The sequence below is a fragment of the Catellatospora sp. NPDC049111 genome, assembly GCF_040648615.1.
Lineage (GTDB): Bacteria > Actinomycetota > Actinomycetes > Mycobacteriales > Micromonosporaceae > Catellatospora > Catellatospora aurea.
In genome coordinates, this window is record NZ_JBEZEB010000002.1 from 1 (window position 1) to 26,931 (window position 26,931).

General features: G+C 70.5%; 24 protein-coding genes. 13 read left to right on the forward strand and 11 right to left on the reverse strand.

Translation table 11 applies throughout. The annotated features are described in order from the left end of the window. Positions 1-106: 106 nt before the first annotated feature. The 3 genes from AB0B66_RS02620 to AB0B66_RS02630 form a co-directional block, all read right to left on the reverse strand. Entirely contained in the window at positions 107-1,363 is a 1,257-nt protein-coding gene (locus tag AB0B66_RS02620; protein ID WP_360521798.1) for a phosphatidylserine decarboxylase, read from the reverse strand. A gap of 228 nt (positions 1,364-1,591) precedes the next feature. After that, on the reverse strand, positions 1,592-1,855 hold the full coding sequence (locus AB0B66_RS02625; RefSeq protein ID WP_360521801.1) for a hypothetical protein: 264 nt from the start codon (positions 1,853-1,855) through the stop codon (positions 1,592-1,594). Further along, a complete protein-coding gene (locus tag AB0B66_RS02630) occupies positions 1,852-3,159 on the reverse strand; it encodes a PspC domain-containing protein (RefSeq protein WP_360521804.1) in 1,308 nt (435 codons plus the stop codon). Before AB0B66_RS02630 ends, AB0B66_RS02625 begins: the two co-directional genes overlap by 4 nt. Positions 3,160-3,307: 148 nt before the next feature. Between AB0B66_RS02630 and AB0B66_RS02635 the strand changes: the two genes are divergently transcribed. From AB0B66_RS02635 to AB0B66_RS02665, 7 genes are all read left to right on the forward strand, one after another. Continuing rightward, entirely contained in the window at positions 3,308-4,543 is a 1,236-nt protein-coding gene (locus AB0B66_RS02635) for a PspC domain-containing protein (RefSeq protein WP_360522899.1), read from the forward strand. A 99-nt stretch (positions 4,544-4,642) separates the two neighbouring features. Beyond that, positions 4,643-5,290, forward strand: coding sequence for a response regulator transcription factor (locus AB0B66_RS02640; protein WP_360521807.1), 648 nt, complete (start codon positions 4,643-4,645; stop codon positions 5,288-5,290). A gap of 274 nt (positions 5,291-5,564) precedes the next feature. Continuing rightward, a complete protein-coding gene (locus AB0B66_RS02645; RefSeq protein WP_360521810.1) occupies positions 5,565-7,175 on the forward strand; it encodes an ABC transporter substrate-binding protein in 1,611 nt (536 codons plus the stop codon). Positions 7,176-7,316: 141 nt separating this feature from the next. Continuing rightward, entirely contained in the window at positions 7,317-8,225 is a 909-nt protein-coding gene (locus AB0B66_RS02650; RefSeq protein ID WP_360521813.1) for an ABC transporter permease, read from the forward strand. Beyond that, a complete protein-coding gene (locus AB0B66_RS02655; protein ID WP_360521816.1) occupies positions 8,218-9,210 on the forward strand; it encodes an ABC transporter permease in 993 nt (330 codons plus the stop codon). The genes AB0B66_RS02650 and AB0B66_RS02655 overlap by 8 nt, the downstream gene beginning before the upstream one ends. An 18-nt stretch (positions 9,211-9,228) precedes the next feature. Then, on the forward strand, positions 9,229-10,257 hold the full coding sequence (locus AB0B66_RS02660) for an ABC transporter ATP-binding protein (RefSeq protein ID WP_360522902.1): 1,029 nt from the start codon (positions 9,229-9,231) through the stop codon (positions 10,255-10,257). Beyond that, positions 10,250-11,257 (forward strand): dipeptide ABC transporter ATP-binding protein, encoded by a 1,008-nt coding sequence (locus AB0B66_RS02665; protein ID WP_360521818.1) that lies wholly within the window; start codon positions 10,250-10,252, stop codon positions 11,255-11,257. Before AB0B66_RS02660 ends, AB0B66_RS02665 begins: the two co-directional genes overlap by 8 nt. Before the next feature lie 314 nt (positions 11,258-11,571). Here AB0B66_RS02665 and AB0B66_RS02670 read toward each other — a convergent pair whose 3' ends face one another. Both AB0B66_RS02670 and AB0B66_RS02675 read right to left on the reverse strand, forming a co-directional pair. After that, positions 11,572-11,889, reverse strand: a complete 318-nt coding sequence (locus AB0B66_RS02670) for a chorismate mutase (protein WP_275412097.1) — start codon at positions 11,887-11,889, stop codon at positions 11,572-11,574. Between the two features lie 210 nt (positions 11,890-12,099). Continuing rightward, the gene (locus AB0B66_RS02675; RefSeq protein WP_360521821.1) at positions 12,100-13,944 is read right to left on the reverse strand and encodes a bifunctional metallophosphatase/5'-nucleotidase; all 1,845 of its coding nucleotides are present in this window, start codon (positions 13,942-13,944) and stop codon (positions 12,100-12,102) included. A 188-nt stretch (positions 13,945-14,132) separates the two neighbouring features. Between AB0B66_RS02675 and pcrA the strand changes: the two genes are divergently transcribed. Continuing rightward, positions 14,133-16,562: a DNA helicase PcrA gene (pcrA, locus tag AB0B66_RS02680; RefSeq protein ID WP_360521824.1), complete on the forward strand. Its 2,430-nt coding sequence runs from the start codon at positions 14,133-14,135 to the stop codon at positions 16,560-16,562. 366 nt (positions 16,563-16,928) lie between these two features. Here pcrA and AB0B66_RS02685 read toward each other — a convergent pair whose 3' ends face one another. Together AB0B66_RS02685 and AB0B66_RS02690 are read right to left on the reverse strand one after the other, a co-directional pair. After that, on the reverse strand, positions 16,929-17,735 hold the full coding sequence (locus AB0B66_RS02685) for a M23 family metallopeptidase (RefSeq protein ID WP_360521827.1): 807 nt from the start codon (positions 17,733-17,735) through the stop codon (positions 16,929-16,931). A gap of 275 nt (positions 17,736-18,010) precedes the next feature. Then, positions 18,011-18,718, reverse strand: coding sequence for a M23 family metallopeptidase (locus AB0B66_RS02690; protein WP_360521830.1), 708 nt, complete (start codon positions 18,716-18,718; stop codon positions 18,011-18,013). A 338-nt stretch (positions 18,719-19,056) separates the two neighbouring features. Here AB0B66_RS02690 and AB0B66_RS02695 point away from each other — a divergent pair, with 338 nt between their 5' ends. The 4 genes from AB0B66_RS02695 (at position 19,057) to sucD (ending at position 22,724) form a co-directional block, all read left to right on the forward strand. After that, positions 19,057-19,464, forward strand: coding sequence for a cobalamin B12-binding domain-containing protein (locus tag AB0B66_RS02695; RefSeq protein WP_120317046.1), 408 nt, complete (start codon positions 19,057-19,059; stop codon positions 19,462-19,464). A gap of 292 nt (positions 19,465-19,756) precedes the next feature. Next, positions 19,757-20,434 carry a hypothetical protein gene (locus AB0B66_RS02700; protein ID WP_360521833.1) on the forward strand — a complete coding sequence of 226 codons (678 nt, stop codon included), beginning with the start codon at positions 19,757-19,759 and terminating at the stop codon, positions 20,432-20,434. Positions 20,435-20,650: 216 nt separating this feature from the next. Next, a complete protein-coding gene (gene sucC, locus AB0B66_RS02705) occupies positions 20,651-21,829 on the forward strand; it encodes an ADP-forming succinate--CoA ligase subunit beta (protein ID WP_203698001.1) in 1,179 nt (392 codons plus the stop codon). Between the two features lie 7 nt (positions 21,830-21,836). After that, the gene (sucD, locus tag AB0B66_RS02710) at positions 21,837-22,724 is read left to right on the forward strand and encodes a succinate--CoA ligase subunit alpha (RefSeq protein WP_360521836.1); all 888 of its coding nucleotides are present in this window, start codon (positions 21,837-21,839) and stop codon (positions 22,722-22,724) included. Positions 22,725-22,792: 68 nt separating this feature from the next. On the opposite strand, the gene AB0B66_RS02715 is transcribed toward sucD, so the two are convergent. Then, positions 22,793-23,179, reverse strand: a complete 387-nt coding sequence (locus AB0B66_RS02715) for a hypothetical protein (RefSeq protein ID WP_360521839.1) — start codon at positions 23,177-23,179, stop codon at positions 22,793-22,795. A 23-nt stretch (positions 23,180-23,202) separates the two neighbouring features. Further along, positions 23,203-23,442, reverse strand: coding sequence for a hypothetical protein (locus tag AB0B66_RS02720; protein WP_360521842.1), 240 nt, complete (start codon positions 23,440-23,442; stop codon positions 23,203-23,205). Positions 23,443-23,662: 220 nt separating this feature from the next. Here AB0B66_RS02720 and AB0B66_RS02725 point away from each other — a divergent pair, with 220 nt between their 5' ends. Continuing rightward, positions 23,663-25,459 carry a DUF6350 family protein gene (locus AB0B66_RS02725; protein WP_360521845.1) on the forward strand — a complete coding sequence of 599 codons (1,797 nt, stop codon included), beginning with the start codon at positions 23,663-23,665 and terminating at the stop codon, positions 25,457-25,459. Positions 25,460-25,466: 7 nt separating this feature from the next. Here the strand turns inward: AB0B66_RS02725 and AB0B66_RS02730 are convergent, their stop codons facing one another. Together AB0B66_RS02730 and AB0B66_RS02735 are read right to left on the reverse strand one after the other, a co-directional pair. Continuing rightward, positions 25,467-25,757 carry a CD225/dispanin family protein gene (locus tag AB0B66_RS02730; protein WP_360521848.1) on the reverse strand — a complete coding sequence of 97 codons (291 nt, stop codon included), beginning with the start codon at positions 25,755-25,757 and terminating at the stop codon, positions 25,467-25,469. Between the two features lie 134 nt (positions 25,758-25,891). Continuing rightward, a complete protein-coding gene (locus AB0B66_RS02735) occupies positions 25,892-26,905 on the reverse strand; it encodes a DUF4190 domain-containing protein (protein ID WP_360521851.1) in 1,014 nt (337 codons plus the stop codon). Positions 26,906-26,931 lie beyond the last annotated feature (26 nt).

A 26,931-nucleotide genomic window follows, 5' to 3' on the forward strand; every position in this document is an offset into this window, starting at 1 on the left:
CTGAGACGAGATCAAAGTCGATGTGATAGGCCAACGTCTATGGCAAACGGAGCGGGGCCCGCGCCGCGGAGTGCGGCGGGGCCCCGGTCGGGGGTGTGGGGCGGGGTCAGCGCAGGCGGGCGATGACCGTGGAGCCGCCGGAGACGCGGTCGCCGGGGGCGACCAGGGCCTCGGCCTTGTCGGCGGGCAGGTAGACGTCGGTGCGCGAGCCGAAGCGGATCAGGCCGAAGCGCTCGCCCTTGGCCAGCAGCGCGCCGATCGGGGCCCGCTGCACGATGCGCCGGGCGATCAGGCCGGTGCGCTGGGCGACCACGACCCGGCTGCGCTCGGGGGTCTCCAGCACGGTGTACGCCGCCACGTTGTGCTCGGCCTCGGGCTTCATCGCGTTGGCGTACCCGCCGTCCTCGACGAAGTAGTCCACCACCTTGCCGGCCACCGGGGCCCGGTTGACGTGCACGTCGAACACGGACAGGAACACCGCGATGCGCAGGAACTCCTCGTCGGCGAAGCGCTCGTCGTAGATGTGCTCCACGCTGAGGACCTTGCCGTCGGCGGAGGCGACGACCGCGCTCGGGTCGGCGGGCACCTCACGCTCGGGGTCGCGGAAGAAGGCGGCCACGGGGGCGGCCAGCAGCGCCGGGAGCACCCACGCCTTCGACTTCGGTCGGGTGGCCTTGAGGAACGCGGCCGCGCCCAGCGCGATGCCGGCCGCCGCGACGCCGTTGGAGTCGATGTTCATGGTGCCGTAGAGCGGCACGCTGGACGGCCGGAACGCCGGGCTGAGTTTGGCGGCCACGGCCGGGTCGACGTCGGTGAAGCGCAGGCGGTGCACGCGTACCGGCGGGGTGTTGCGCAGCACCAGGTCGGAGCCGACGCCCTGGCGGGCCGCGATGCGGTCGAGCTCGTCGGTCGCGCCGCCGGACAGGCCGGGCAGGGCCACCGCGGCGATGATCAGCAGACCGCCCTCGGCGACGTACTTGCTCAGCTGCTCGACGGTGTTGCGGGCCTCCTCGCCGGAGCCGACCACCGGCTCGGCGACGATGACCAGGTCGGCGGCCTCGGCCGCGGCCAGGTCGTCGACGACCTTGACCCGCTCGGCGAGGAAGCTGCCCAGGGTGGTCAGGTGGCCCGCGACGCCCGTGTCGGCGGCGACGACGGTGAGCTTGTCGCCGGGCAGCAGCGCGTCCAGCGCCTCGGCCAGCACCAGCGAGTCCGCGGACGCGCCGACCAGCAGGGCCGTCTTGGGGCCGGCGTGGCGGGCCAGCTCGGTGGTCAGGGTGCGGGCGGCGCGGTCGCCGATCCGGATCTGGCCGAGCGGGCCCAGCGCGGGGGCGCCGGGACGATCGGTCGGGTGCTGGCTCATTCCTTCTCCTCAGTGCGCTCTTCGGCGGCGTGACCGGGCGTCGTGGTCGGTTCGCTGCGCTCGCTCACGCCTGCTGCTCGCTGCGCTCGTCGGCAGCCTGGCCGAGCGGGTCGTGCTCGCTCACGGCGGCTGCTCCTCGTCGTCGTCGACCGGTGTGTGTCTCACCGGTCAGCATAGAGCGCCCCTCACCGCGGGCTCGCGCGGTGAGGGGCGCTTGGTGGGGGATGCTCAGCCGGCGTGCTCGGGCTCGGCCCGTTCCGCCTGCTCTGCCTCGTCCGGCGCGGGCTCGACCGCGGCGGGCTCGGCGGCCCGCCGGGGCGACAGGGCCCCGAGCACGGCCAGCACACCCAGGATCATCAGGCCGCCGGCGATGAACCAGCCCAGCGAGGGCAGCTCCACGTCGATGACCTCGCGGGCCAGGAACGCGCCCGCGACGAGCAGGAAGACCAGGCCGAAGAAGAGCGATACCGAGTCGGTGCGGTGGTTCTTCACCGGATCACCTCCGCGTGACCGAGGTTGACGTCGAGTACGAGCTTGAGCTTGCCGGGGCCCGGCTTGCCGTCGTCGCCGAGGCTGGTCTGGGTGTCGCGCTGCCCGGCCCCGCTGATGCTGCGGCCGAACACGTCGGCGTCGGCCAGGTTGACCTCGGTGACGACCGTGACGTCCACGTCCGGCGGCACGATGACCGTCAGGTCGCCGCCGGTGATCTGAGCGGTGACCTGGATGTCCTTACCGGTCAGGTCGAGCCCGGTGAGGTCCAGGGTGGCCTCGCCGAAGCGGTGCTCGTATCGGTCGTGCAGGTCGTCGAAGGTGGTCGGGGCCCAGGTCACGCTGCCGGCCTGGGTGCGCTCGCGGCTCCAGTCGCCGCTCGCGGCGGCCATCGGCAGGGCCAGGGCGAGCGCGATGCCGATCACGATGTAGCCGCGGGCGCGGCCGAACCACGCGCCGATGACCAGGCCGACGCCCACCACGGCGAGCGCGGCGGCGACGTAGGTGCTGCCCGGCACGGACCGGCCGGTCATGTCGATCATGGCCAGGGCACCGAGCGTGAGCATGGCCAGCCCGAAGATCAGCCGGCCGAGCCGGGACGGCTCCCGCTTCACCTTCGGCGCCTTGAGCGGGGGCGGCGGAGGAGGCGGGGCGGCGGGGGCGTACGGCCCGTGCGGGGCGAACGGGGGCCGGTAACCGGTCGGCTCCACGGGCGGTGCCGGCACGGTCACCGGGGCCGGTGCGGCGGCCGGCACGGTGACCGGCTGCGTCGCGTAGTCCGGGGGCAGGTAGGTCGCGCCGGGCCGGCTGCGCGGCTGCTGGCCTGCCGTGTTGCGGCTCACCACCAGCGCGGCGATGACCAGCCCGATCGCCGCGATCACGGCGACCTCGAAACTGTTGGTCACCGCCCCGATGAGGATCACCGTCAGCACGCCGATCACCAACGTCAGCGTCGACGAGGTGCTGGAGTAGCCGCGGCCGAACAGCGCCTCGACCGGCGAGGAGCTGTCGCCCTCGGCCGGGGTGAGCAGCCAGGCCGCCAGGTAGATGACGACGCCCACCCCGAAGACGCAGAGCACGCCGATCAGCACCCGCCACAGCAGCGGGTCGGTCTTGGTGGCGCGGCCCAGCGCGCCGCACACGCCGGCCAGGTAGCGGCCGTGCCGCGGCCGGATCAGGCCGTACGGCGCCGCCCAGGACACGTACGGTGAGGTGGGCTCGCCCTGGGGAGGGGGTGGAGCCTGCGCCGCGGGCGGAGCCTCCTCGGAGGGCGCCGCGCCGGGGGGCGTCGGGGTCTCATCGCTCATGCTGTCGATAGTCCCGCTGAGCAGGCCTGACCTGCCTCAGGCGGCGACCCTGAGCGGACCCTGAGAATGTCGCACGGCCCATCTCCGGGGCCTCACCCGTGGGCGATGGCGCACCTCCCGTGAAACCATCGGTGCTGTGCAGCCCTCCGTGCCGGAATACCCCCGCCTGACCCGCTCCCGCTCCGACCGCCTGGTCGCCGGGGTGGCCGGGGGCATCGCCGCGAACACCCGGCTGTCGCCGACCCTGATCCGGATCGCCTTCGTGCTGCTGCTGCCGATCAACGGCCTGGGCGCGCTGCTGTACGCCGCCTTCTGGGCGGTACTGCCGGCCGGACCGGGGGAGACCCGGCCCCGCTCGCTGCTGCGGCTGGCTCCCTTCGTGCTGGCCGGGCTGGCGCTGATGACGGTCAGCACGCTGATCAACCACAACGGCGGGATCGGGATGACCGTCGGCTGGCTGGTCGCCCTGGTCGCGGTCGGCGCGGGCATCATCTGGCACCAGAGCGACCCGGACCGCCGCCAGCGCTGGTCCGACGAGTCGCCGTCGGCGCCCTGGCTGGCCGCCCTCTCCGACGGCGACCGCCGGATCTACCTGCTGCGCTTCCTGGCCGGCGGGGTGCTGGTCGCGGTGGGCATCCTCGGGCTGGTCTTCCTCTACTCCCCGGTCGCCAACATCTCCTGGGCCGACATGTGGCGGGCGATCGCGTTCGCGCTGGTGGCGCTCGCCGGCGTCGGCCTGGTCGCGGCCCCGGTGCTGTGGCGCACGCTGACCGCGCTGCGCGCCGAGCGCGAGGGCCGCATCCGCGAGCAGGAGCGCGCCGAACTGGCCGCCATGGTGCACGACCAGGTGCTGCACACGCTGGCGCTGATCCAGCGCAACGCGGGCGACCCGGCCGCGGTGCAGCGCATCGCCCGCGGCCAGGAGCGCAGCCTGCGCAACTGGCTCTACCAGCCCACCGGGTCGCCGACCGAGCATTTCGCCGCCGCGCTGCAGCAGGCGGCCGCGGAGGTGGAGGACACCTACGGCATCGCGGTGGAGGCGGTGGTGGTCGGCGACCGCATGGTGGACGACAAGGTGACCGCGATCGTCGCCGCGGCGCGCGAGGCGCTGGTCAACGCGGCCCGGCACGCCAAGGTCAAGACCGTGTCGTTGTACGCCGAGGCGGAGCCGACGATGCTGAGCGTGTTCGTCCGCGACCGGGGCGTCGGGTTCGACCCCAACGGTGTCGAGGAGCGGCGGCACGGCGTCCGTGGTTCGATCATCGGGCGCATGTCGCGGCACGGCGGCCACGCGGAGATCCGCAGCGAGGTCGGAGAGGGCACCGAGGTCAGACTGACCATGACGGTCACCTCCCCGAAGGAGCCCAAGGAGACGCCGGCATGAGCGCGGTCACCGGAGATGAGCGGGCATGAGCGAGCGCAGCGAGGCAATCATCGGGCACTGGGCGGCTCAGGCACGTGACGAGCGCAGCGAGGAGAGGGCATGAGCGAGCAGCGGTTGCGGGTGTTCCTGGTCGACGACCACGGGATGTTCCGGGCGGGTGTGCGGGCCGAGCTGGGCGCGCACGTCGACGTGGTCGGCGAGGCGGCGACGGTGGCCCAGGCCGTGTCGATGATCGGGTCGGTGGTCCCGGACGTGGTGCTGCTGGACGTGCACATGCCCGACGGCGGGGGCCGCGCGGTGCTCGACGCGGTGCGCAAGACCCAGCCGCAGGTGCGTTTCCTGGCGCTGTCGGTCTCCGACGCGGCCGAGGACGTGATCGGCCTGATCCGGGCGGGCGCGCGCGGTTACGTCACCAAGACGATCTCCCCGGACGACCTGGTGGACGCGATCCGCCGGGTCGCCGACGGGGACGCGGTCTTCTCGCCGCGGCTGGCCGGCTTCGTGCTGGACGCCTTCGCCGCGCGCCCGGACGCCCCCGTGGCCGACCCGGAGCTGGACCAGCTGACCAACCGGGAGCGCGAGGTGCTGCGGCTGCTGGCGCGGGGGTACGCGTACAAGGAGATCGCCAAGGAGCTGTTCATCTCCATCAAGACGGTGGAGACGCACGTGTCCAATGTGCTCCGCAAGCTGCAGATGTCCAACAGGTATGAATTGTCGCGTTGGGCAGCAGATCGACGCCTCGTGTGACTCTCGGTATCGCCCACAGGCTGGGATGCCAGTTACCATCGTGTTTCGTTCCTCGATCGACTACGGCGCTGACCAGCACAAAACCCGCTGGTCAGGGGGCGACGTAGAGATGTGAAGCATTTCTTTGCGGGATATCGGCGTCGTCCCGTCTCGGTAACGGGTTGGTATCAGGCCCTTCCGGCGCGTGCTCGCGGGGTGCGAAAGTGTGGCCACCTCACACCCCCTCGTGAGCGCCTGAGGAGGCACACGCATGCGTGGGATTACCCCATGGAAGGTGGCAGTCGGTCTGACCGCTGTCGCCCTGGCCGCGGCTGGTTGCACCAGCACGCCTGAGCCGGAGACCCCCAAGAACGACGGCTCGTTCATCATCAGCTGGGGCGAGCCCCAGAACCCGCTGGTGCCGGCCGGTACCTCGGAGACCCAGGGCGGCGTGGTCATCGACGCGCTCTTCACCGGTCTGACGAACTACGCGGCCGCCGACGCCAAGACCGAGATGGCGAACGCCGAGTCGATCACCTCCGCTGACGGCGGTACGACCTGGACCGTCAAGCTCAAGTCGGGCTGGAAGTGGCACGACGGCACCCCCGTCACCGCGAAGAACTACGTCGACGCGTGGAACTACGCCGCGTACACCCCGAACGGCCTCATCAACGGCACGTTCTTCGGTGACATCAAGGGCTACGCCGACGTCACCAGCGAGGACCCGGACGGCGAGGGCCCGAAGGAGGCTCCGAAGCCGGCCAAGGACAAGATGGACGGTCTGAAGGTCGTCGACGACACCACGTTCGAGGTGACCCTGGGCGGCCCGTCGAACCTGTGGCCGATCAAGGTCGGTTACTCGGCGTTCATGCCGCTGCCGGACGTGTTCTTCAAGGACCCGGCCGCCTTCGGCCAGAAGCCGGTCGGCAACGGCCCCTTCAAGCTCGAGTCGTGGACCAAGAACGTCGAGCTGAAGGTCACCCGTAACGACGACTACCAGGGCACCGACAAGCCGAAGGTGAAGGACGTCATCTTCCGCGTCTACACCGACGACTCCGCCGCCTACGAGGACGTCAAGCAGGGCCAGATCGACTTCCAGCAGCAGGTTCCGTCGGCCAAGCTGATCGGCGACCTGTACAAGACGGACTTCCCGTCGGCGTCGAGCAACAAGCCGGTTTCGACCTCCGCGTTCATCGCGATGCCGACCTGGCTGCCGGGTTACAACGACCCGAAGGTGCGCCAGGCGCTGTCGATGGCGATCGACCGCAAGCTGATCACCGAGAAGATCTTCAACAAGACCCGTATTCCGGCCAACGGCTGGGTCAACCCGAACATGGCCGGCTACAAGGCCGACGTGTGTGGCGAGTTCTGCACCTTCGACGCCGCCAAGGCCAAGGCCCTGTTCGAGTCGGCGACCACCAAGCCGAAGGAGATCTCGCTGGCCTACAACGGCGACGCCTCCCACAAGGACTGGGTCGACGCGGTCTGCAACAGCATCCAGACCTCGCTGGGTGTGCCGTGCGTGGGCAAGCCGTTCCCGACCTTCGGTGAGTTCCGCACCCTGGTCACCACCCAGAAGATGACGGGCATGTCCCGCGCCGGCTGGCAGGCTGACTACCCGCACATCGAGAACTGGCTGAACCCGCTCCTCAAGACGGGTGCCTCGTCCAACGACGGCAAGTTCTCCGACGCCGCCTTCGACGCCAAGCTGAAGGAGGCCGACGGCACCGCCGACCTCGCGGCCGCCGAGAAGCTCTACCAGGAGGCCGAGGCGATGCTGCCGGCGCTCATGCCGACCATCCCGCTGTGGCACTCGTCGCAGCAGTCGGTGTGGTCCGCCAAGCTCGGCACCGTCACCATCAACACCTTCGGCGAGCTCGACCTGGCCACGGTCACGGTCAAGTGAGCTAGACACCGGATATGAACCGGCGTGCCGGGCCTTCGCGGGCACGGCACGCCGGCGGGTCCGACCCCAGGTGACGCGGCGGGTGACCGCTGTGGCATGTGGGGTCGGCCCTATCTCGGCGAGGCTCAGTGAGGAGTAGTCATGGGGCGATATGCCCTCCGCCGTTTGCTGCAGGCGATCCCTGTCTTCATCGGCACCACCTTTCTCATCTGGTTCCTGGTGTGGGGACTACCAGGTGACCCCTTTGCAGGACGATGCGGCGAGCGGCAGTGCCCGCAGGCGTACGTCGACTTCATGACCGACAAGTTCGGCCTGGACGACCCGCTGCCGATCCAGTACCTGAACTACCTGACCAACCTGATGCAAGGCGAGTTCGGCCAGACCTTCAACGGCACCGAGATCGGCGAGCTGCTGGCGCAGGCGTTCCCGGTGTCCATCAAGCTCGCGCTGGTGGCCGTGGCCGCGGAGGCCCTGATCGGCATCACCGCCGGTGTGCTCACCGGCCTGCGCCGGGGCAGCTTCATCGACAACCTGGTGCTGGTGTCGACGCTGGTCCTGATCGCGCTGCCGATCTTCGTCATCGGCCTCGTGGCCCGCTACTCGCTGAACCTCTCCTCGGTGTCGCCGGAGGCGCCGCTGGTGGAGCTGATCATTCCAGGACTCATCCTGGGCAGCGGGTCGCTGGCCTACATCACCCGGCTGACACGGGTGAACCTGGTCGAGAACCGGCGGGCCGACTACGTGCGGACCGCGGTCGCCAAGGGCCTGACCCCGAGCCGCGTCACCGGTGTACACACGCTGCGCAACTCGATGATCCCGGTGGTCACCTGGCTCGGCCTCGACCTCGGCTCGCTCATGGGCGGTGCCATCGTCACCGAGGGCATCTTCAACATCCGCGGCATCGGCGGCCTGCTGTTCGACTCGATCAACCGTAGGCAGTCCGGCGTCGTGGTATCGATCGTGGCGATCCTTGTGCTCGTCTACCTCGTCGTCAACCTGCTCGTGGACCTTCTGTACGGGGTCCTGGACCCGAGGATCCGCTATGAGTAGCCCCGAAGTGGCCACCCCCACGGCCGAAGCCGTCCCGATGCCGGTGACCCCGGCCCCCGTGGAGTCGGCTCCCAAGAAAGACAAGAAGGACAAGCCCCGTAGCTTGTGGACGGACGCCTGGTACGAGCTGCGACGCAAGCCGCTGTTCGTGATCTCGGCGATCCTGATCATGATCTTCGTGCTGATGGCTGCGTTCCCGTCGCTGTTCAGCTCCGTCGACCCGGCTGCGGCGGACCTCAACCGGAGCCTGACCAAGCCCGACTTCGGGGCCTGGTTCCAGTTCGGCAAGGGTGGCCAGTTCGGCTACAACGTGCAGGGCCAGGACATCTACGCCCGCACGATCTACGGCGCCCGCGCCTCGATCGTGGTCGGTCTGTCCGCCGTCATCGGCAACATGCTGCTCGGCGGGTTCTTCGGCATCCTGAGCGGCTACCTGGGCGGGTGGACGGACACGCTGCTGGCGCGGTTCGGCGACATCTTCCTCGGCCTGCCGTTCGTGCTCGGCGCGCTGGTGATCCTGTCGACCTTCGCCCCGGTGCAGAGCAACCCGAGCGCGTTCCGCATCACCAGCCTGGTGATCGCCACGTTCATCGCGCTGGGCTGGCCGTCGTTCGCCCGCATCATGCGGGCGGCGGTGCTGTCGACCAAGCAGCTGGATTACGTGCACGCCGCGCAGGCGCTGGGCGCCCGGCCGGGCCGGGTCGTCTTCCGGCACGTCCTGCCCAACTCCGTCGCCCCGATGGTGGTCGTCGGCACGATCACGCTCGGCGCGTACATCGGCGCCGAGGCGACGCTGTCCTTCCTCGGTGTCGGCCTGCGGGAGCCGGTCGTCTCCTGGGGCATCATGATCGGGCAGAGCCGGCAGTTCATGGAGGCCGCTCCGTACATGATGGCCTTCCCGGCCGCCTTCCTGGCCATCGCGGTGCTCAGCTTCGTCATGCTCGGCGACGCCGTGCGCGACGCACTCGACCCGAAGCTGCGCTAGGAGAGCGACGTGAGTGACATCAAGGTGAAGACGGCGCCGGTCCAGGGCGTCGACGGCCGCTCGGGCGGCCACCTGCTCGAGGTCGAGAACCTCCACGTGGAGTTCCGCACCCGCGACGGCGTCGCGAAGGTGATCAACGGAGTGTCTTACCACGTGGACGCGGGTGAGACGCTGGCGGTGCTCGGCGAGTCCGGGTCCGGCAAGAGCGTCACGGCGCAGACCATCATGGGCATCCTCGACACCCCGCCGGGCTTCGTGACGGGCGGCTCCATCCGCTTCCGCGGCAAGGACCTGCTCACCATGGGCAAGGACGAGCGCCGGCTGGTCCGCGGCGAGGGCATCGCGATGGTGTTCCAGGACGCGCTCTCGGCGCTGAACCCGGTCTTCACGGTCGGGTTCCAGATCGCCGAGCTGTTCCGCAAGCGGCGGGGCATGAGCCGCGCCGACGGGTACAAGCGCGCCGCGGAGCTGCTGGACCTGGTGAAGATCCCGGCGGCGAAGACGCGCCTGAAGGACTACCCGCACCAGTTCTCCGGCGGCATGCGCCAGCGCGTCATGATCGCCATGGCGCTGGCGCTGGACCCCGAGGTGCTGATCGCGGACGAGCCCACCACGGCGCTCGACGTGACGGTGCAGGCCCAGATCATGGACCTGCTGGCGGAGATCCGCCGCGACCGGAACATGGGCATGATCCTGATCACCCACGACCTCGGCGTGGTCGCCGACGTCGCGGACCGGATCGCGGTCATGTACGCGGGCCGGATCGTGGAGCAGGCCGACGTGCACGCGCTGTACGGCAAGCCCTGCCACCCGTACACGCTGGCCCTGCTGGACTCGCTGCCGCGCCTGGACCTCAAGGGCCAGGAGCTCAACACCATCAAGGGCCTGCCGCCCAACCTGCTGCGCATCCCCTCGGGTTGCGCGTTCCACCCGCGGTGCCGGATGGCGAAGGACATCTGCTCGACCGAGCGTCCCGCGCTGATCGAGCTGGGTGGCGTCCGGTCCAGTGCCTGTCACTTCGCAGAGGAGCTGTACGGCCGTGAGTGAAGTGATCCTCGAAGTACGCGACCTGGTCAAGCACTTCCCGATCCGCCAGGGCATCGTCTTCAAGCGCACCATCGGGCAGATCAAGGCGGTCGACGGCGTCTCGCTCGACCTGCACAAGGGTGAGACCCTGGGCATCGTCGGCGAGTCGGGCTGCGGCAAGTCGACGCTGGCCAAGCTGCTGATGAACCTGGAGAAGCCGACCTCGGGCGAGGTGCGCTACCAGGGCCGGGACGTGCTGCGGCTCAGCCCGGCGGACCAGCGCAAGCTGCGCCGCAACATCCAGCTCGTCATGCAGGACCCGTACACCTCGCTCAACCCGCGGATGACCGTGGGCGACATCATCGGGGAGCCTTTCGAGATCCACCCCGATGCCGCGCCCAAGGGCGACCGGCGGCGCAAGGTGCAGGAACTGCTCGACGTGGTCGGTCTCAACCCCGAGCACATCAACCGGTACCCGCACCAGTTCTCCGGCGGCCAGCGCCAGCGCATCGGCATCGCCCGGGCCCTGGCGCTCAAGCCGGAGGTCATCGTGTGCGACGAGCCCGTGTCGGCACTCGACGTGTCGATCCAGGCGCAGGTCATGAACCTGCTGGACCAGCTCCAGAAGGACTTCAACCTGTCGTACATCTTCATCGCCCACGACCTGTCGGTGGTGCGCCACATCGCCGACCGGGTCGGTGTGATGTACCTCGGCAAGATGGTCGAGGTCGGCACGGACGACGACATCTACGTGCGGCCGACGCACCCGTACACGCAGGCCCTGCTGTCCGCGGTGCCCGTGCCGGACCCGACGGTGCGTCAGCACAAGGCGGTCATCCGGCTGGAGGGCGACGTCCCGTCGCCGGCCAACCCGCCGTCGGGCTGCCGTTTCCGCACCCGGTGCTGGAAGGCCCAGGAGATCTGCGCGACGGAGCCGCCGCTGCTGCAGATCCGCCCCACCTCGGGCCACCCGAGCGCGTGCCACTTCGCCCAGGAGAAGGACGTGGTGCACGCGGGGTAGGAGTGTCTCCCGGTGGCGAACGGTCAGGTGGGGTTGAGCCTCCGGCCGGACCGCCCGCCACCGGGTCAACATAGAGCAGGGCACCGTCCGCGTAGCGGGCGGTGCCCTGTGCATGTACGCCCGACCGCATGATCCGTGCCCGGCCGCGTGCTCCGCGACCGCATGTTGCTCGGCGCCGGCGGGGCGCGACCCGTTTTGCATAAACGGTGGCCTATGTCATCGAGTTTGATCTGCGTGCAGTCGATGTAATAGGCCAGCGTCGATGAAAATAGGGCGCGGCGCGCGGCTGTGCTGCGCCGGGTACCCGGGTCGGATCAGAGCGGGCCGCGGCCGGCGCGGAGGATGAGGAGGGCCAGCTGGGTGCCGTCGGGGCCCAGTTCGGCGCGGAAGCGGTCCATGATCTCGCGCTCGCGGCTGAGCACCAGGCGGGTGCCGCCTGAGGCGACGCGGGTCTTGCCGACCTGCTGCGAGATCGCGGCACGCTCCTTCCACAGCGCGATGAGGGCGGCGTCGATCTGGTCGATGCGCTCGCGCATCGAGGTGATCTCGGTGGCTGCCTCCGGCGCGGTGGTGCCGGTCTCGTGGGCGATGGCGCTCATGTGGGACTCCTCAGTGGGATTGTCGCTCACCAGTGGCCGGGACAAGGCGAAAAGCCCCGGGCTCTGGGAGCCCGGGGCTTTTCGTGAGGTCTGTGTGCTCAGGCGCGACCTACGACTGCCGGGTTCCCGGAGCCATAGGTAAAGTAGAACGCCTGGTTGATCACGTTGCCAAGTATGCCACGGATACCTCGCCGCGCAAGCACGTCGACCATCATGTGAGACCTTGATCTATCCGCGCCGCGCTCAGCCGAGCTTGGTGATGCGGTTGGCCGGCCCCGGGTTGACCGGGCCCGTGGCCAGGTGCGCCACCAGCGCGTCGACGTCGAAACCGGGCGCGTAGACCCGGCCCGTCCCTGCGGTCAGCGCCGTGAAGTTGTCGCCGCCGTTGGCCAGGAAGTCGTTCGTGGTGACCTTGTAGGTCGCCGCCGGGTCGATCGGCGTGCCGTTCAGCGTCAGGCCGGAGACCCGGCTGCCGAGCGGCAGGATGCTGTCGTACGAGTACGCGAAGCCCGCCGAGATCTGAAGGATCTTGGTGGTGTTCTGCCCGGCGTGGCCGGCGAACTGCTGCTCCAGCACCGCGTCGAGCTGCGCCCCGGTCAGCGAGTAGGTCACCACCAGGTTGTTGAACGGCTGGACGGTGAACGCCTCGCCGTACGTGACCTGGCCCGGGGCTTCGCCGCCGGGCGAGTTCGCGTAGGTGATCGCGGCCCGGATGCCGCCCGGGTTCATCAGCGCGAGCTGCGCCCCGGCAGAGGCGGTGTAGGCCAGCTGGGCGTCGGCGATGACGTCGCCGAGCGGGCTCTCGCCGCTGGGCTGCACGTCGCGCACGATGTCGGCGGAGACGCTGCCGACGACCCGGTTGGCCAGCGGCGCCACGGCGGTGCGGTACTTGTCCGCGATCGCCTTGGCGGCCGGGTCGACCAGCGCGGGGTTGCGCACGAACACGCCCGGCGCGGTGGTCTGCCAGGTGCCGTCGGCGTTGCGCACGCCGTTCTCGGTCACGACGTTGTGCGCCTCGATCGAGGTGAAGGTGCGGCTGCGCCGGTCCATGGTCAGCGTGATGTCGGTGACCAGCTGGCCGTTGGTGCCGGCGCTGGTGACGACGACGGGCTTGCCCGACTTGTTGGGCAGCGAGCACGAGTAGAAGCGGTGCGTGTGGCCGGAGACCACGACGCCGATCTCGTCGCGCAGGCCGGCCACGATCGGGGAGATCACGCCGGTGAACCCGTCACAGGTGGAGACGTTGCCGGTGGCGCCCTGCTGGCCGCCCTCGTGCAGCAGCAGCACCTGCGCCTTGACGCCGAGCAGGCGGAGCAGGCCGCTCCACAGGTTCGCGGTCTCGACCTCGTCGCGGAAGTCGACCGTGGTGATGCCCGCCGGGTTCACGATGCCCGGGGTGCCCTCCAGCGTCATGCCGATGAAGCCGACCGGCACGCCGTCGATGATCTTCACGTCGACCGGCGGCAGGATGGGCAGCTTGGTCCGCTTGTCGGTGACGTTCGCGGCGAGGTACTGGAACTCCGCGCCGTCGAAGCCGTCGCCGGCGAAGCAGCCCTCGACCGGGTGGCAGCCGCCGTGCTGCATGCGCTTGAGCTCCGTGACGCCCTCGTCGAACTCGTGGTTGCCGACCGAGGACACGTCCAGGCCGAGCTCGCTGAGCAGCTCGATGCTGGGCTCGTCGTGGAACGCCGCGCTGACCAGCGGGGTGGCGCCGATCATGTCGCCGGCGCCGACGGTCACGACCTCCTGGCCGGCCGCCTCGCCCTCGGCGCGCAGCTTCTTGACCCAGTGGGCCAGGTATTCGACACCGCCCGCGGGGGTGCCCAGCACCGCCGCGCCGCTGCCGGTCGGCGGGTCGATCGCGCCGTGGAAGTCGTTGAACGCGAGAAGGTTTCCGTACGCCGTGTGGCCGGCCGGAGCCGCCGCGGCCATGTTCACCGACACGGGCGTGAGGGGGTTCCACGCCGGGGTGGAAGAGGCGCTCGATCCGCTGCTCAGCGGGATCGTCGCCACAACGGCCAGTGCCAGCGCCGGTAGCGCCAGGTGCCGCATCGTGCCTGCCCAGCCCCGAGAACGGGGGTGATTCATGGGGGGCCTCCAGAGTCGGCATCGCGCGGGGGTGCGCGATGATTTATGAAGGCATCCTTGCGTATGCGTATCCGCCGCGCCACCGCCCATCGGTGACACCTGCACGACCGTCTCGCTACGGACCGGTTTCACGCTCACCGGTGGCGGGCTGGGTCGATGTCGGTGGGGGCGCATAGACTCTCCAGACGATGCATGCGCTCTTCGATCTCCCCGAGATGACGCCGTCCGAGACGACGCCCGGGGCCAGGCCCGCCACCGCGAAACCGCCCGCCGAGAAGGCCTCCGGCGGTTCCTGGCCGTCCCAGGGCGACCGCGCCCCCACCGAGTCCGGCCCGCGTGTAGCGGCGCTCCTGGAGGGCCTCAACGAGCCCCAGCGGGCGGCCGTCACCCACGAGGGCACCCCGCTGCTCATCGTCGCGGGCGCGGGCTCCGGCAAGACCCGGGTCCTCACCCAGCGCATCGCCTACCTGCTGGCCGCCCGGGGCGTGCACCCCGGCGAGATCCTGGCCATCACGTTCACCAACAAGGCCGCCGGCGAGCTGCGCGAACGGGTCGCGGCGCAGGTCGGCAACCGGGCCCGGATGATGTGGGTCTCCACGTTCCACTCGGCCTGCCTGCGCATCCTGCGCGCGGAGCACGAGCACGCCGGCCTCAAGTCGTCCTTCTCGATCTACGACGCGGACGACTCGCGCCGGCTGATGCAGCTGGTCGCGCGCGAGCTGGACCTCGACCCCAAACGCTACCCGCCGCGCAGCCTCGCCGCGCAGGTGTCGAACCTGAAGAACGAGCTGGTCGACCCCGAGGCGTTCACGCCGCACGGGCCCGCCGAGCGGGTGCTCGCCGAGGCGTACACGCTCTACCAGCAGCGTCTCCAGCAGGCCCAGGCGCTCGACTTCGACGACATCATCATGCGCACCGTGCACCTGCTGCAGGCCAAGCCCGAGGTGACCGAGAAATACCGGCGGCGCTTCCGGCACGTGCTGGTCGACGAGTACCAGGACACCAACCACGCGCAGTACGTGCTGGTCAAGGAGCTGGTCGGGGACACCGGCGAGCTGTGCGTGGTGGGTGACGCGGACCAGTCGATCTACGCGTTCCGCGGCGCGACGATCCGCAACATCCTGGAGTTCGAGCGGGACTACCCGCAGGCGCGCACCATCCTGCTGGAGCAGAACTACCGCTCGACGCAGACCATCCTGTCCGCCGCCAACTCGGTCATCGACCGCAACAGCGATCGCAAGCCCAAGCGGCTGTGGAGCGACCAGGGGGCGGGCGAGCAGATCGTCGGCTACGTCGCCGACAACGAGCACGCCGAGGCCGACTGGGTGGCCCGCGAGATCGACCGGCTCACCGACGCCGAGTCGGCGCGGCCGGGCGACGTCGCCGTGTTCTACCGCACCAACGCGCAGTCCCGGGTCTTCGAGGACATCTTCATCCGGCTGGGCCTGCCCTACAAGGTCGTCGGCGGGGTGCGCTTCTACGAGCGCAAGGAGGTCCGCGACGCGCTGGCCTACCTGCGCGCGGTGTCCAACGAGGACGACACGGTCAGCATGCGCCGGATCATCAACACGCCCAAGCGGGGCCTCGGCGACCGCGCCGAGGCCGTGGTGGAGGCGCTGGCCGCCCGCGACCGGATCTCGTTCGGGGCCGCGCTGCGCCGGGCCGCGGACGCGCCGGGCATCTCTACCCGCGCGGTCAACTCGATCGGCGAGTTCCTGACGATGATGGACTCCGCTCGTGAGCTGGCCCGCACCGCGCCGCCGGAGCAGGTGCTGGAGCTGCTGCTCACCGAGTCCGGCCTGCTGTCGGAGCTGGAGGCGAGCCTCGACCCGCAGGACGAGGGCAGGGTGGAGAACCTCCAGGAACTCGTCAGCGTGGCCCGGGAGTACGCCGAGCGCACCGCCGCGGCCGACGAGACGCCGACCCTGGCCGGGTTCCTGGAGCAGGTCGCGCTGGTCGCCGACGCCGACCAGGTGCCCTCCGACGATCCGGAGCACCAGGGCGTGGTCACGCTGATGACCCTGCACACGGCCAAGGGCCTGGAGTTCCCGGTGGTCTTCCTGACCGGCCTGGAGGACGGGGTCTTCCCGCACCTGCGCTCGCTGGGTGAGGTCAAGGAGCTGGAGGAGGAGCGGCGGCTGGCCTATGTCGGCATCACCCGCGCCCGCCGACGGCTCTACCTGTCCCGGGCGGTGACCCGCTCGGCCTGGGGGCAGCCGCAGTACAACCCGGCCTCGCGCTTCCTGGAGGAACTGCCGCCGGAGCTGCTCGACTGGCACCGCACCGAGGGGGCGTACACCTCCTGGGGTTCGCGCGGCGGCGGCATCGGCGGCCGGGAGCGGGCGCAGGAGCGAGGGAGCGGCAGTTTCGTCGGCGGCACCGCCCGCGCCGCAGCGCTCGCCAGCAAGATCGGCATCGACCCGAGCAAGCTGGCCACCGCCAGTGATCTGGCCGCAGCGCCGTCGCTGTCGGCCGGCGACCGGGTCAACCACCAGCGCTACGGCCTGGGCCGGGTGCTGGCGGTGCAGGGTGCCGGAGCCCGCGCGCAGGTCCAGGTCGACTTCGGCGACCAGGTCCTCTGGCTGGTCCTGCGGCACGCCCCGATCGAGAAGATCTGACCCGGCCACGTCCTGACCCGGCCACGTCCTGACCCGGCCACGTCCTGACCCGGCCACGTCCTGACCGGTCCGGCCTCTGCCAGGCCCTGCCGCCCCGTGATCGGTTCGGCCCTGTTCGGGCCGCGCCCCTTGATCATTCGACTTGCCGGGCAGGTGTGCGTATCTTGATCGCGCATTCGCACAGGTGCCTGGCAAGTCTGACGATCAAGGATCGCCGTGCCGCGATGGGTGTGCGAATACGTGTGGCCCGGATCTCGTGATCCGGGCCACACGTATTCGGGGGGAAGGGGTTTTCGCTGGGGGGACGCGGTGCGCGCGTGTGCGCGCACCGGCGTCCGGGATGGGTGACCTGCAGGGAGGGCGGGGTCAGCAGTTGATCGGCACGCCGCGCGACTTCAGCCACGCGCTGGGCTCGATCTGGTTCCACATGCCCTTGTGCACCTCGAAGTGCAGGTGGGGGCCGGTGGAGTCGCCGGTGGAGCCCTCGTAGCCGAGCAGGTCGCCGGCCTTCACCTTCTGGCCGATCTGCACCGCGTCGCGGCTCATGTGGGCGTAGTGGGTGAAGTAGCCGTCGCCGTGGTCGATGACCACGGAGATGCCGTAGCCGCTGTAGGCCCAGCCGTTGCTGAACACGGTGCCGGGGCCGACCGCGCGGATCGGGGTGCCGGCGGGCTCGGCGAGGTCGACGCCGGCGTGCAGGACGCCCCAGCGCTGACCGAAGCAGGAGGTGACCTGCGCGCCCGGCATCGGGCTGCCCCAGACGGGGCGGACCTTGACCGGCGCGGCGGCCTTCGGCGCGGCCTTGGGCACGGAGGTGCCGGCCTTCGCCTTGGCCTGCGCGGGCTGGACCGCCTTGGGCGCGATCGCCTTGGGCGCGGCCTTCGGTGCCGCCTTGGGCGCGGCGAGCTGGGTCTTGGCGGTGGCGCGCGCGGCGCGGTCCGCGCGGTCGGCGGCCGCCTCCCGGTTGACCGTGGACGTCGCCGCCACGGGGGTGACCTCGGTGGGTCCGTTGTCGATGTTGGCTGCGACCAGGCCTACAGACGCGATGCCGGCCATCGCCGCGATGGCCACGACATGACGCGAGCGGCCGCGAAGGCCGCTTCGGATCTTGTCGTTCACCACGTCGAACTTGGCGCGGGCTGCCTTGAGGATGTCGGTACTGCTGCCTTGCATGAGGTGGGAACCTCCGGGTCTACGTTGACACGGGCTCGAGCTATGTTGCCTGGTCAAAGCAGGTATGGCCAGCCCGGCCAAAAGCCGGAACGGACATCCGGGCAGGTAGCACGCGGGAGTTATGTACCTTTTACGTCCTCGCACCGACCCTGAGTCCCGTCAGGGTTAAGTGACCTGCGCCACCGGATTCGGGTGACCGGGGCCACCGGCCGCGATGTTCGAATACGACAAAGCCGCCCGGATTTGGCGATACCGGGCGGCTTTGCGGAGGAAAATCAGCTCACCGAGCCGTCGTAGGCCTGTTCGATCTCCAATTCGAGGTCGACGCCGTGTGCCTTGAACCACGGGAGTGGGTTCACGGCCACGTCGTTGACGTGGATCTCCAGGTGCACGTGCGGGCCGGTGGAGTGGCCGGTGCTGCCGGAGATGGCGATGATGTCGCCCGCCTTGACCCGCTGGCCTTCCTTGACCATCAGTCGGCTGTTGTGTCCGTAGGTGGTCTTGATGCCGTTGCCGTGGTCGATGATCACCTGGTTGCCGTAGCCGCCGTTGTATGAGGCCAGCACGATGATGCCCTCGTGCATCGCGGCGACCGGGGTGCCCTCGGGGACCGCGATGTCGACGCCCTTGTGCGCCTTGCCCCAGCGCTGACCGAACAGGGAGGTCAGGCGGTAGTCGTGGTTCGGCAGGACCCAGGCGTTCGGGGACTGGGCGATCGAGGTGGACAGCGAGCGGTCCTCGCCGCGGCCGGCGCGCTCGGCGGCCTCAAGACGGGCACTGCTGAGCTCGGAGGCGGCGGTCTCACCGACGAGAGCGTCGGTCTTCGCGTCCTTGATGCCGGCTCCGGCGCCGAAAGCGACAACCCCGGCACCTACGAAAGCGGTCGTGACTACGGCGAGATATCTGCTCCGGGGCGGGGCGGGAGCCCGTCGGCGGCCGCGGTAGCGGTCACCCTCCCGTAACAGTGTTGGCCTGTATTGCACGTACAGCCTCCGTCATCGGTGGCGCCGCGGATTCCGACGCTCTGTCACCCATTTTTGGATGGCACTTCTGGTTGGCACTGCGGCACAACTTAACCAACCCGTAGGGGTAGGCACAAGCTCCTGTACGGCATCTCTTCGCTATGAGTGCGACTGTCCGGCCCGTAATGCCCGATAGTGCCGTTAATTGTCCTGATATGCGATACATACGCTGCGTAATTGGCTCCCGGGCGGCGCGTATATATAGGTGTCGCGGACAGAGACCGCTGGACCGCTGGCGGTGACCGCCGGTGGGTGGGTTACCGTTCGTTAAGGTCAGTACGGCGGAGAGGTGAGCACTGATGGGCACTCGTATTCGCGTGGTCGTCGCCAAGCCCGGGCTCGACGGGCACGACCGCGGCGCGAAGGTGGTGGCCAGAGCCCTGCGCGACGCGGGCATGGAGGTCATCTACACCGGCCTGCACCAGACCGCCGAGCAGATCGTGGAGACCGCGATCCAGGAGGACGCCGACGCCGTCGGCCTGTCCGTGCTGTCCGGCGCGCACATGACCCTCTTCCCGCGCGTGGTCGAGCTGCTGCGCGAGCGCGGCGCCGGCGACATGGTGGTGTTCGGCGGCGGCATCATCCCCGACGCGGACATCCCCGAGCTGGAGCGGCTCGGGGTGGCCAAGGTGTTCACGCCCGGGGCGACCACGCACGCGATCGTGGACTGGGTGCGGGCCAACGTGGCGACCGCGCAGCCTGCCTGACCGCCCACCCCTGAAGACTTCCGCACCCCCGCGCCGGAACGGCTCGGGGGTGCGTGCGTTGCGGATACGCAAAAAGGGAGGAGCCGGACGCACCCCTCACACGTCCGGCTCCTCTATGCACGATGCCCCGCCGCCACCCCTCGACCGACAGGGCATCGGCCGTTTGTGTCATCCTGCCTCGGCCGTTCCGGCCTCAGCTCTCTGACATCAGACTCAACGAGGCCCCGAGCCCGGGGTTACGGGCATTCGCGGGGTCACCGAAAAGAGTGACGGACTGCTAGGTTCACGCGCCATGACCAGCCCCCACACCCCGGCGGGCACCCCCGCCCCCACGCCGACGATCCGGCAACTCATCCCGACCGGCCAGCCGGTCACGGTCCAGCTCTCCGGCGCCGGACGGCACGTGCTGGCTCACCGCCGCGGCGAGCTGGTGATTCTGACCCTGCTCGCCCTCTTCATGGTGCCCACCGGGATCTACATGCTGTTGCACTCCGCGGAGACGGTGCACAGCAACAGGTACGGCGACATGAACAGCGGTCTGGTCGGCGGCGCCGCGCTGCTGCTCGTGCTGGGCCTGCTGGCCTGGCTGCCGTTCTCGGTCGTGCGCCAGCTGCGCCCGGCGCAGCTCGCCGCCGACGCCGACGGGGTGTACGTGCGGCCCTTCCTCGACAAGGCCCGGGTGCTGCACCTGCCGTGGGCGGACGTCGAATCGGTGTACGTGCGGAACTGGCACGGCCCGCAGCTGTGCGTGAAACCCCGCGACGCCCGCATCGAACCCCAGTTCAACCTCGCCAAGCAGGGCGACGCGGGCAGCCGGGCGGGTGTCGCCGTCGCGCAGAAGCGGCGCATGAAGAAGCTGGGCACCAACATCCACGTGCCGATCGGCGCGGCCCCGGGCACCGCCGCCGACCTGCTGGCGGCGCTGCGCTACCAGTCCGCCGGCCGGGTGCCGGTCGAGACGTCCGCCTGAGCGGGGAGCCGGGACGGGGCGGCCGTCAGGTGCCCCGTCCCGGGCGCGGAGGGGGTGTGCAGTTGGGCACACCGGGCGGTCGTGCCGATACGTTGCGCTGACCGACCGTTAGGCTGCGCGGAAGGCCCAGCCAGCGGAGGATGGGCAATGGTCCCTACGCGTCGCAGCGGGCGTCCAGCCCGCGACGCCATGGGCTGGACACACGAAGAGGTATCGGTGGACCTGTACGAGTACCAGGGGCGCGATGTCTTCGAAAAGCACGGCCTGCCCGTGCTCGCCGGTGGCGTCGCCGAGACCCCGGAGGAGGCCCGCGCGATCGCCGAGCGACTGGGCGGCCGGGTCGTCGTCAAGGCGCAGGTGAAGGTCGGCGGACGCGGCAAGGCCGGTGGCGTCAAGCTCGCCGCCGACGCGACCGAGGCGTACGACCGCGCGAACGACATCCTCGGCATGGACATCAAGGGCCACACGGTCCACAAGGTGATGCTGGCCGAGACCGCCGACATCGTCGAGGAGTACTACTTCTCCTACCTGCTGGACCGGGCGAACCGCACCTTCCTGTGCATCGCCAGCGTCGCCGGCGGCATGGAGATCGAGACCGTCGCCGAGGAGCAGCCGGAGAAGGTCGCGAAGATCGCGATCGACGCCAACCGCGGCGTCGACGAGGCGCTGGCCCGCGAGATCGTCGCCGCCGGCCACTTCCCGGCCGAGGTCGCCGACCAGGTCGTGGACATCGCCATCAAGCTGTGGCAGACCTTCCGGGCCGAGGACGCGACCCTGGTCGAGGTCAACCCGCTCGCGAAGATCAGCTCTGGCAAGGTGCTGTGCCTGGACGCGAAGGTGACGCTGGACGAGAACGCCGGCTTCCGCCACGCCGACCACGAGGCGCTGGAGGACAAGGCCGCGGTCGACCCGCTGGAGCAGGCCGCCAAGGCCAAGGACCTCAACTACGTCAAGCTCGACGGCGAGGTCGGCATCATCGGCAACGGCGCGGGCCTGGTCATGTCCACGCTCGACGTGGTCGCGTACGCCGGTGAGCAGTTCGGCGGCGTCAAGCCCGCGAACTTCCTCGACATCGGCGGCGGCGCGTCGGCCGAGGTGATGGCGAACGGTCTGGAGATCGTGCTGTCCGACCCGGCCGTGAAGAGCGTGTTCGTCAACGTCTTCGGCGGCATCACCGCGTGCGACGCGGTCGCCAACGGCATCGTGCAGGCGCTGGCCATGCTGGACAGCCGCGGCGAGACGGTGACCAAGCCGCTGGTCGTACGCCTCGACGGCAACAACGCCGAGGCCGGTCGCGCGATCCTCGACAGCGCGAACAACCCGCTCGTCGAGCGGGTGGACACCATGGACGGCGCCGCCAAGCGCGCCGCCGAGCTCGCTGCGGCTGGGAAGTGACATAGACATGGCTATCTGGCTCACCAAGGACTCCAAGGTCATCGTCCAGGGCATGACCGGCTCCGAGGGCTCCAAGCACACCCGGCGCATGCTGGCCGCGGGCACCCAGATCGTGGGCGGCGTGAACCCGCGCAAGGCGGGCACCTCGGTCGACTTCGACGGCACCGCGGTGCCGGTGTTCGGCTCGGTCGCCGACGCGATGAAGGAGACCGGCGCGGACGTCACGGTCATCTTCGTGCCGCCGGCGTTCACCAAGGACGCCGTCGTCGAGGCGATCGACGCGGGCATCGGCCTGGCTGTCGTGATCACCGAGGGCGTGCCGGTGCACGACACCGCCGCCTTCTGGGCGCACGCCGTCGAGACCGGCAACAAGACCCGGATCATCGGCCCGAACTGCCCCGGCGTCGCGTCCCCGGGCGCCAGCAACGCCGGCATCATCCCGGCCGACATCTCCGGCTCGGGCCGCATCGGCCTGGTGTCGAAGTCCGGCACGCTGACCTACCAGCTCATGTACGAGCTGCGGGACATCGGCTTCTCGACCGCCGTGGGCATCGGCGGCGACCCGATCATCGGCACCACCCACATCGACGCGCTCGCGGCCTTCCAGGACGACCCGGAGACCGAGGCCATCGTCATGATCGGTGAGATCGGTGGCGACGCCGAGGAGCGCGCGGCCGAGTTCATCAAGAACCACGTGACCAAGCCGGTCGTCGGCTACATCGCGGGCTTCACCGCCCCGCCCGGCAAGACCATGGGCCACGCGGGCGCGATCATCTCCGGCTCGTCCGGCACCGCCGACGCGAAGAAGGCGGCGCTGGAGGCGGCCGGGGTCAAGGTCGGCAAGACGCCGTCGGAGACCGCGCGCCTGATGCGCGAGGTCATGTCCGGCCGCTGACGCCGTACGCACACGAAACGGTGGGTGTCCTCCCGATCGGGGAGGACACCCACCGTTTGCGTTCGGCGTCAGTAGCCGCGGTTGTTGACCGACATGCTTCCGCTGAACGCGCCCGCGACGCAGGCCAGGATCCCGGCGATCACCTGTAGCGCGGTGAACGCGATGCCGAGCCAGAAGGCGACCTTGCCCAGCGTCTGGTCGGTGCCGCGCTCCCGGGCCTCCTTCATGGACAGCCAGCCGAACAGGATGCCCAGCGGGGCGCAGCAGAACACGGCGGTGACGATGCCGATGATGCCGTAGATCAGCGGCATGTCCTTGCCGCCGCCGCCCGGCGCGGGCGTCACGCCGTACGGTGGAGGCGGTGGTGGCGGTGGTGGTGGCGGGTTGAGCGGCGGCGGTGCCGGTGGAGGAGTCACCGGCGGCGGCTCGTACGGCGGCAGCGGGTCGTTCGTCATGGGTTTCCCCTATCCCGACTAGGTCAGTTGAACTTCATCCCGCCGCTGGACACGCGGATGCCGTAGATGATGTTCCAGATGATGCCGATAACACCAAGGGCGATCGCGACGTAACCCAGCGTCGGCTTCTTGCCGACCTTCTTCGCCTCCTGGACGGACAGCCAGCCCAGGACGATGCCGATGACGCCGCAGCAGCAGAGGCCCAGGACGATGCCGAGCACGCCGTACAGCGTCACCTTGTCGCCGCCGCCCTTCGGTGGCATGCCTGACCCGTAGGGCGGCGGGCCCGGCGGCGGTGGCGGGACCGGTGGCGGCGGAGGGGGCGGCGGCACTGAGGGCGGTGGCGGTGTGTAGGTCACGGCAAGCCTCCTCGATGAACGACCTTGTTCGCAGCGTAACCCTCCTAACTCGCATATCGGGTCGAAATGGCCACGGGGTAGGGTTCGTAGTCAACCCGGCTCGTTTGTGGTTAGGTAGCGCCTGATGACGGAGCAAGGTGAGACCCTCGGCGTGCAGCCTGAGCTGCGGCGCGCTGCGCCCGGCGAGGGTCCGGACGCTTACTCGCGCCCGGATTCCGGCGGTTCGCGTGCAACCGCGCCCCCCACTCGTGTGCCCGGCCCGTACCCGTCCGAACGCGATGCCGCAGCGCCGGACACGATGCGCGACGACACGCCGGACGAGACCGCGGCGGACAGCGGCGTGTCCGAGCAGGAGGCCGAAGCCGGTCCGTCGGCGCACGCCGCTGACGCCCACACGTCCAGCCGAGCTGCCGACGCCGCCCCGTCCGAGCGTGCGCGCCCCGTCGCGGATCAGGACGCCGACGTGGGCGCCGGGCACGACGGCGCCCCTGATCGGGGCGTCGCCGAGGCCGATCCGGACGCCGCCGGGTTCGAAGACGACGCCGCGTACCTGGCCACTCGGGACACTGTCAAGATCGATCTGGCGCAACTGGCGGCGCGCGACACCGTCAAGATCGACCTGAGTCGCCCCCTGCAGCGCGAGCCGGTCGACGACGAGATCGCCACCATGGACACCGTGCTGCTGCCGCGCGGCCGGCCGGCCGGCATGCTGCGCCCGCGGGGCGCGCCCCTGCCGATTGCCGCGCTGGTCAACACCGGGTGGGCGGCGCTGCTGACGCTCGGGCCGCTGCTGCTGCTGACGGTCGCCGCGCGATTCGCCGAGGGAGCCGTCGACTGGGGACTGTCCGCGCGGCTGATGTTGGCCGGTTGGCTGCTCGGGCACGGCGTGCCGATCACCGTCGGGGTCGACGGCCGGCTGGGCACCATGGAGCTGGCCCCGCTGGCGCTCACCGCGTTCGCGTTGTGGCGGGTCAACCGGGCCGGAGTGCACACCACCCGGGCGATGGGAGCCCAGGGCAGCGGCTCGATCCGACACGCGGTGCAGGGCACGCTGGCCGTCGCCGCGGTGTACGGCTGCTTCGGCGTGCTCGCCGCGGTGCTGGCCGACGGTCCGGGGCTGTTCGTGACGCCGTGGCGGGCCGGGTTGCACTGCACGGTGCTGGGCGCGGCTGCGGGCGCGATCGGGGTGCTGCGCAGTGGAGGAGTGCTGCGTCGGCTGGCCCGGCGTACGCCGGTGGTGCTGCGCGACGGCGTACGGGCCGGGGTGGTGGCCGCGCTGCTGGTGCTGGCGGTCGGCGCGGGCGCGGTGGGCCTCGCGGTGGCCATGAACGGTGCACAGGCCACCCACGACCTCGCGGGCTTCCACACCGGAGTGCTCGGCCAGGGCGGGCTGACCCTGCTGAGCCTGGTGTACGGGCCGAACTTCGCCGTCTGGGCGGCCTCCTACCTGCTCGGTCCGGGGTTCGCCGCGGGCACGCTGCCGCTGACGCAGCTGCCGGTGTTCGCCGGAGTGCCGACCGGCCCGCTGCGCGGCCTGGGCTGGCTGCTCACCGTGCTGCCGCTGCTCGGCGGCGTGGCCGCAGCGGTGCTGATGGCGCGGCGACGGCTGCGCCCGCGCCGGAACCGGCGCGGTGACGTGCTCACGCCCGAGCCGCGCTGGCTGCGGCTGTGCGGCTCGGCGCTGACCGCGGGGGTGGTCGCCGGGGTGCTGCTGGCTGCTGCCGCGTACGCCTCCGGTGGGGTGCTGCCGGTGTCCGGCCCGGTCCGCACCGGTCCGGTGGTGTGGCAGGTCGCGACGATGGCGGCGCTGGTGGTCGCGCTGGGCGGCCTGCTCGGAGTCGCCGGGTTCTGGGTGCTGCGCGGTCTGAAACAGACCGAAGGGCGGCCCGCCGTGCGGACCGCCCGTCAGCTGGTGCAGTAACTGCTGATCACATGCCCGCGGCGCCGTTGGCGCCGATCACGAACACCTGCAGGGCGCAGCAGATGCAGCCGAGCGCCCAGCCGATGCCACCGACGATCAGGGCGAGCTTCGACCACTTCTTCGACTCGGCCGCCGCGGCCTGGGCGCCCGCGTAGTCGCCCGCCTGCAGCAGCGGGTTGACCTTGTTGGCGTTGATGATGGCCGGGATGGCCAGCGGCCAGAAGAGGAAGATCGAGACGATCGACATCGTCAGGTTGTTGTCGATCTGCGGCTGCGGCTGCTGAGAACCGTAGGTCATGGAGACTCCAGGGGTGTTGGGGTGGTGGCTCGGAGTGAGCCGTTGCCAAACGTGCGGAGTCTAATAGCAAGTTGTGACGGACGTGACTGGTGGGACAGCTGATATCCGCTGTCCCACCAGTCGGCGCGAGTCGATCAGTTGAACTGCTGGTACTGGTCGTAGATCCGATCCTGCCAACCGGTGGCGATACCGCAGATGGCGGCGATCATAGCGATGACGCCCAGCGCGATGGCGACCCAGCCGAGCCAGGACATCGAGGCGGCGCCCTTCTTCACCTTGTTGAGGTGCATCGCGCCGAGGATGACTGCGGGAATGCCGCCGATGAACGGCGCGCCGTTGAGCCACGGGCAGCAGCAGCAACCGGTGCCGATGATGCCGCAGGCCAGCGCGATCCAGCCGAACAGGTTGTTCTGCCCGCCCGCCTTCTGGTAGACGGTGCCCTGGGCGGGACCCAGCGGTGGTGGCGGCGGTCCGCCGATCGGCGGTGGCGGAGGGACGGGCGGCAGCGGGGTGCTGCCCGAGGTGTACACCGTGCCGCCACCGGCGCCGTACGGGCCGGGCACCGGCGGTGGCGGCACGGGCGCCGGGTACGGCTGCTCCGCGGGCTCGGGCCAGCCGGGCGGGGTGGGCGTGCTCGCGCCGATCGACGGCGGTGGAGGCACCGGCGGCATCGGCGGCGGCGGTCCCGGCGGCGCGGGCGGCGGTGGGGGAGTCGGCGGAGGCGGTGGCACGGTCGGGTCGCTCATGGCGGTCGGCGGTGGCCCGAACTCCGGCGCGGGTGGCGGGCTGAACGGGTTGTCGACGCTGGCCGGCGGTTCAGGCAGGCTGCTGGGCGGCTCCGGCCAGACCCCGCCTGCGGTGCCCGGCGAACCCGACTCCGGTGCGGGCTGCTCGCGGGTGGTCGGCGCTTCGAACTCGGGCGCGGACGGCGGCTCGGCGGCGCTCGGCTGGTACGCCGGTTCGGCGGCCGGGGAGACCGGCTCGGAGTGCCCGGTCGCCCCTTCGGGGGGTGCGGGAACCGGCTCGCCCGGCGGCGGCGGCACATCGGGCGAGGGCGGCGCGGGCGGCTGGTCCTCGCGCGACGGCGGCTGCGGCGGCCACGACGGCGGCTCCTCCGGCGGCTCCGGTGGTGTCGGCGGTTGCGTCAAGATCGGCTCCTCGCGTTCGGCAGCAC

Coding starts and splice junctions, on each gene's coding strand:
- AB0B66_RS02620 (WP_360521798.1), bottom strand. CDS start 1,363: ATGAGCCAGCACCCGACCGATCGTCCCGGCGCCCCCGCGCTGGGCCCG.
- AB0B66_RS02630 (WP_360521804.1), bottom strand. CDS start 3,159: ATGAGCGATGAGACCCCGACGCCCCCCGGCGCGGCGCCCTCCGAGGAG.
- AB0B66_RS02640 (WP_360521807.1), top strand. CDS start 4,643: ATGAGCGAGCAGCGGTTGCGGGTGTTCCTGGTCGACGACCACGGGATG.
- AB0B66_RS02650 (WP_360521813.1), top strand. CDS start 7,317: ATGGGGCGATATGCCCTCCGCCGTTTGCTGCAGGCGATCCCTGTCTTC.
- AB0B66_RS02655 (WP_360521816.1), top strand. CDS start 8,218: ATGAGTAGCCCCGAAGTGGCCACCCCCACGGCCGAAGCCGTCCCGATG.
- AB0B66_RS02675 (WP_360521821.1), bottom strand. CDS start 13,944: ATGAATCACCCCCGTTCTCGGGGCTGGGCAGGCACGATGCGGCACCTG.
- pcrA (WP_360521824.1), top strand. CDS start 14,133: ATGCATGCGCTCTTCGATCTCCCCGAGATGACGCCGTCCGAGACGACG.
- AB0B66_RS02685 (WP_360521827.1), bottom strand. CDS start 17,735: ATGCAAGGCAGCAGTACCGACATCCTCAAGGCAGCCCGCGCCAAGTTC.
- AB0B66_RS02695 (WP_120317046.1), top strand. CDS start 19,057: ATGGGCACTCGTATTCGCGTGGTCGTCGCCAAGCCCGGGCTCGACGGG.
- AB0B66_RS02700 (WP_360521833.1), top strand. CDS start 19,757: ATGACCAGCCCCCACACCCCGGCGGGCACCCCCGCCCCCACGCCGACG.
- sucD (WP_360521836.1), top strand. CDS start 21,837: ATGGCTATCTGGCTCACCAAGGACTCCAAGGTCATCGTCCAGGGCATG.
- AB0B66_RS02715 (WP_360521839.1), bottom strand. CDS start 23,179: ATGACGAACGACCCGCTGCCGCCGTACGAGCCGCCGCCGGTGACTCCT.
- AB0B66_RS02720 (WP_360521842.1), bottom strand. CDS start 23,442: ATGCCACCGAAGGGCGGCGGCGACAAGGTGACGCTGTACGGCGTGCTC.
- AB0B66_RS02725 (WP_360521845.1), top strand. CDS start 23,663: ATGACGGAGCAAGGTGAGACCCTCGGCGTGCAGCCTGAGCTGCGGCGC.
- AB0B66_RS02730 (WP_360521848.1), bottom strand. CDS start 25,757: ATGACCTACGGTTCTCAGCAGCCGCAGCCGCAGATCGACAACAACCTG.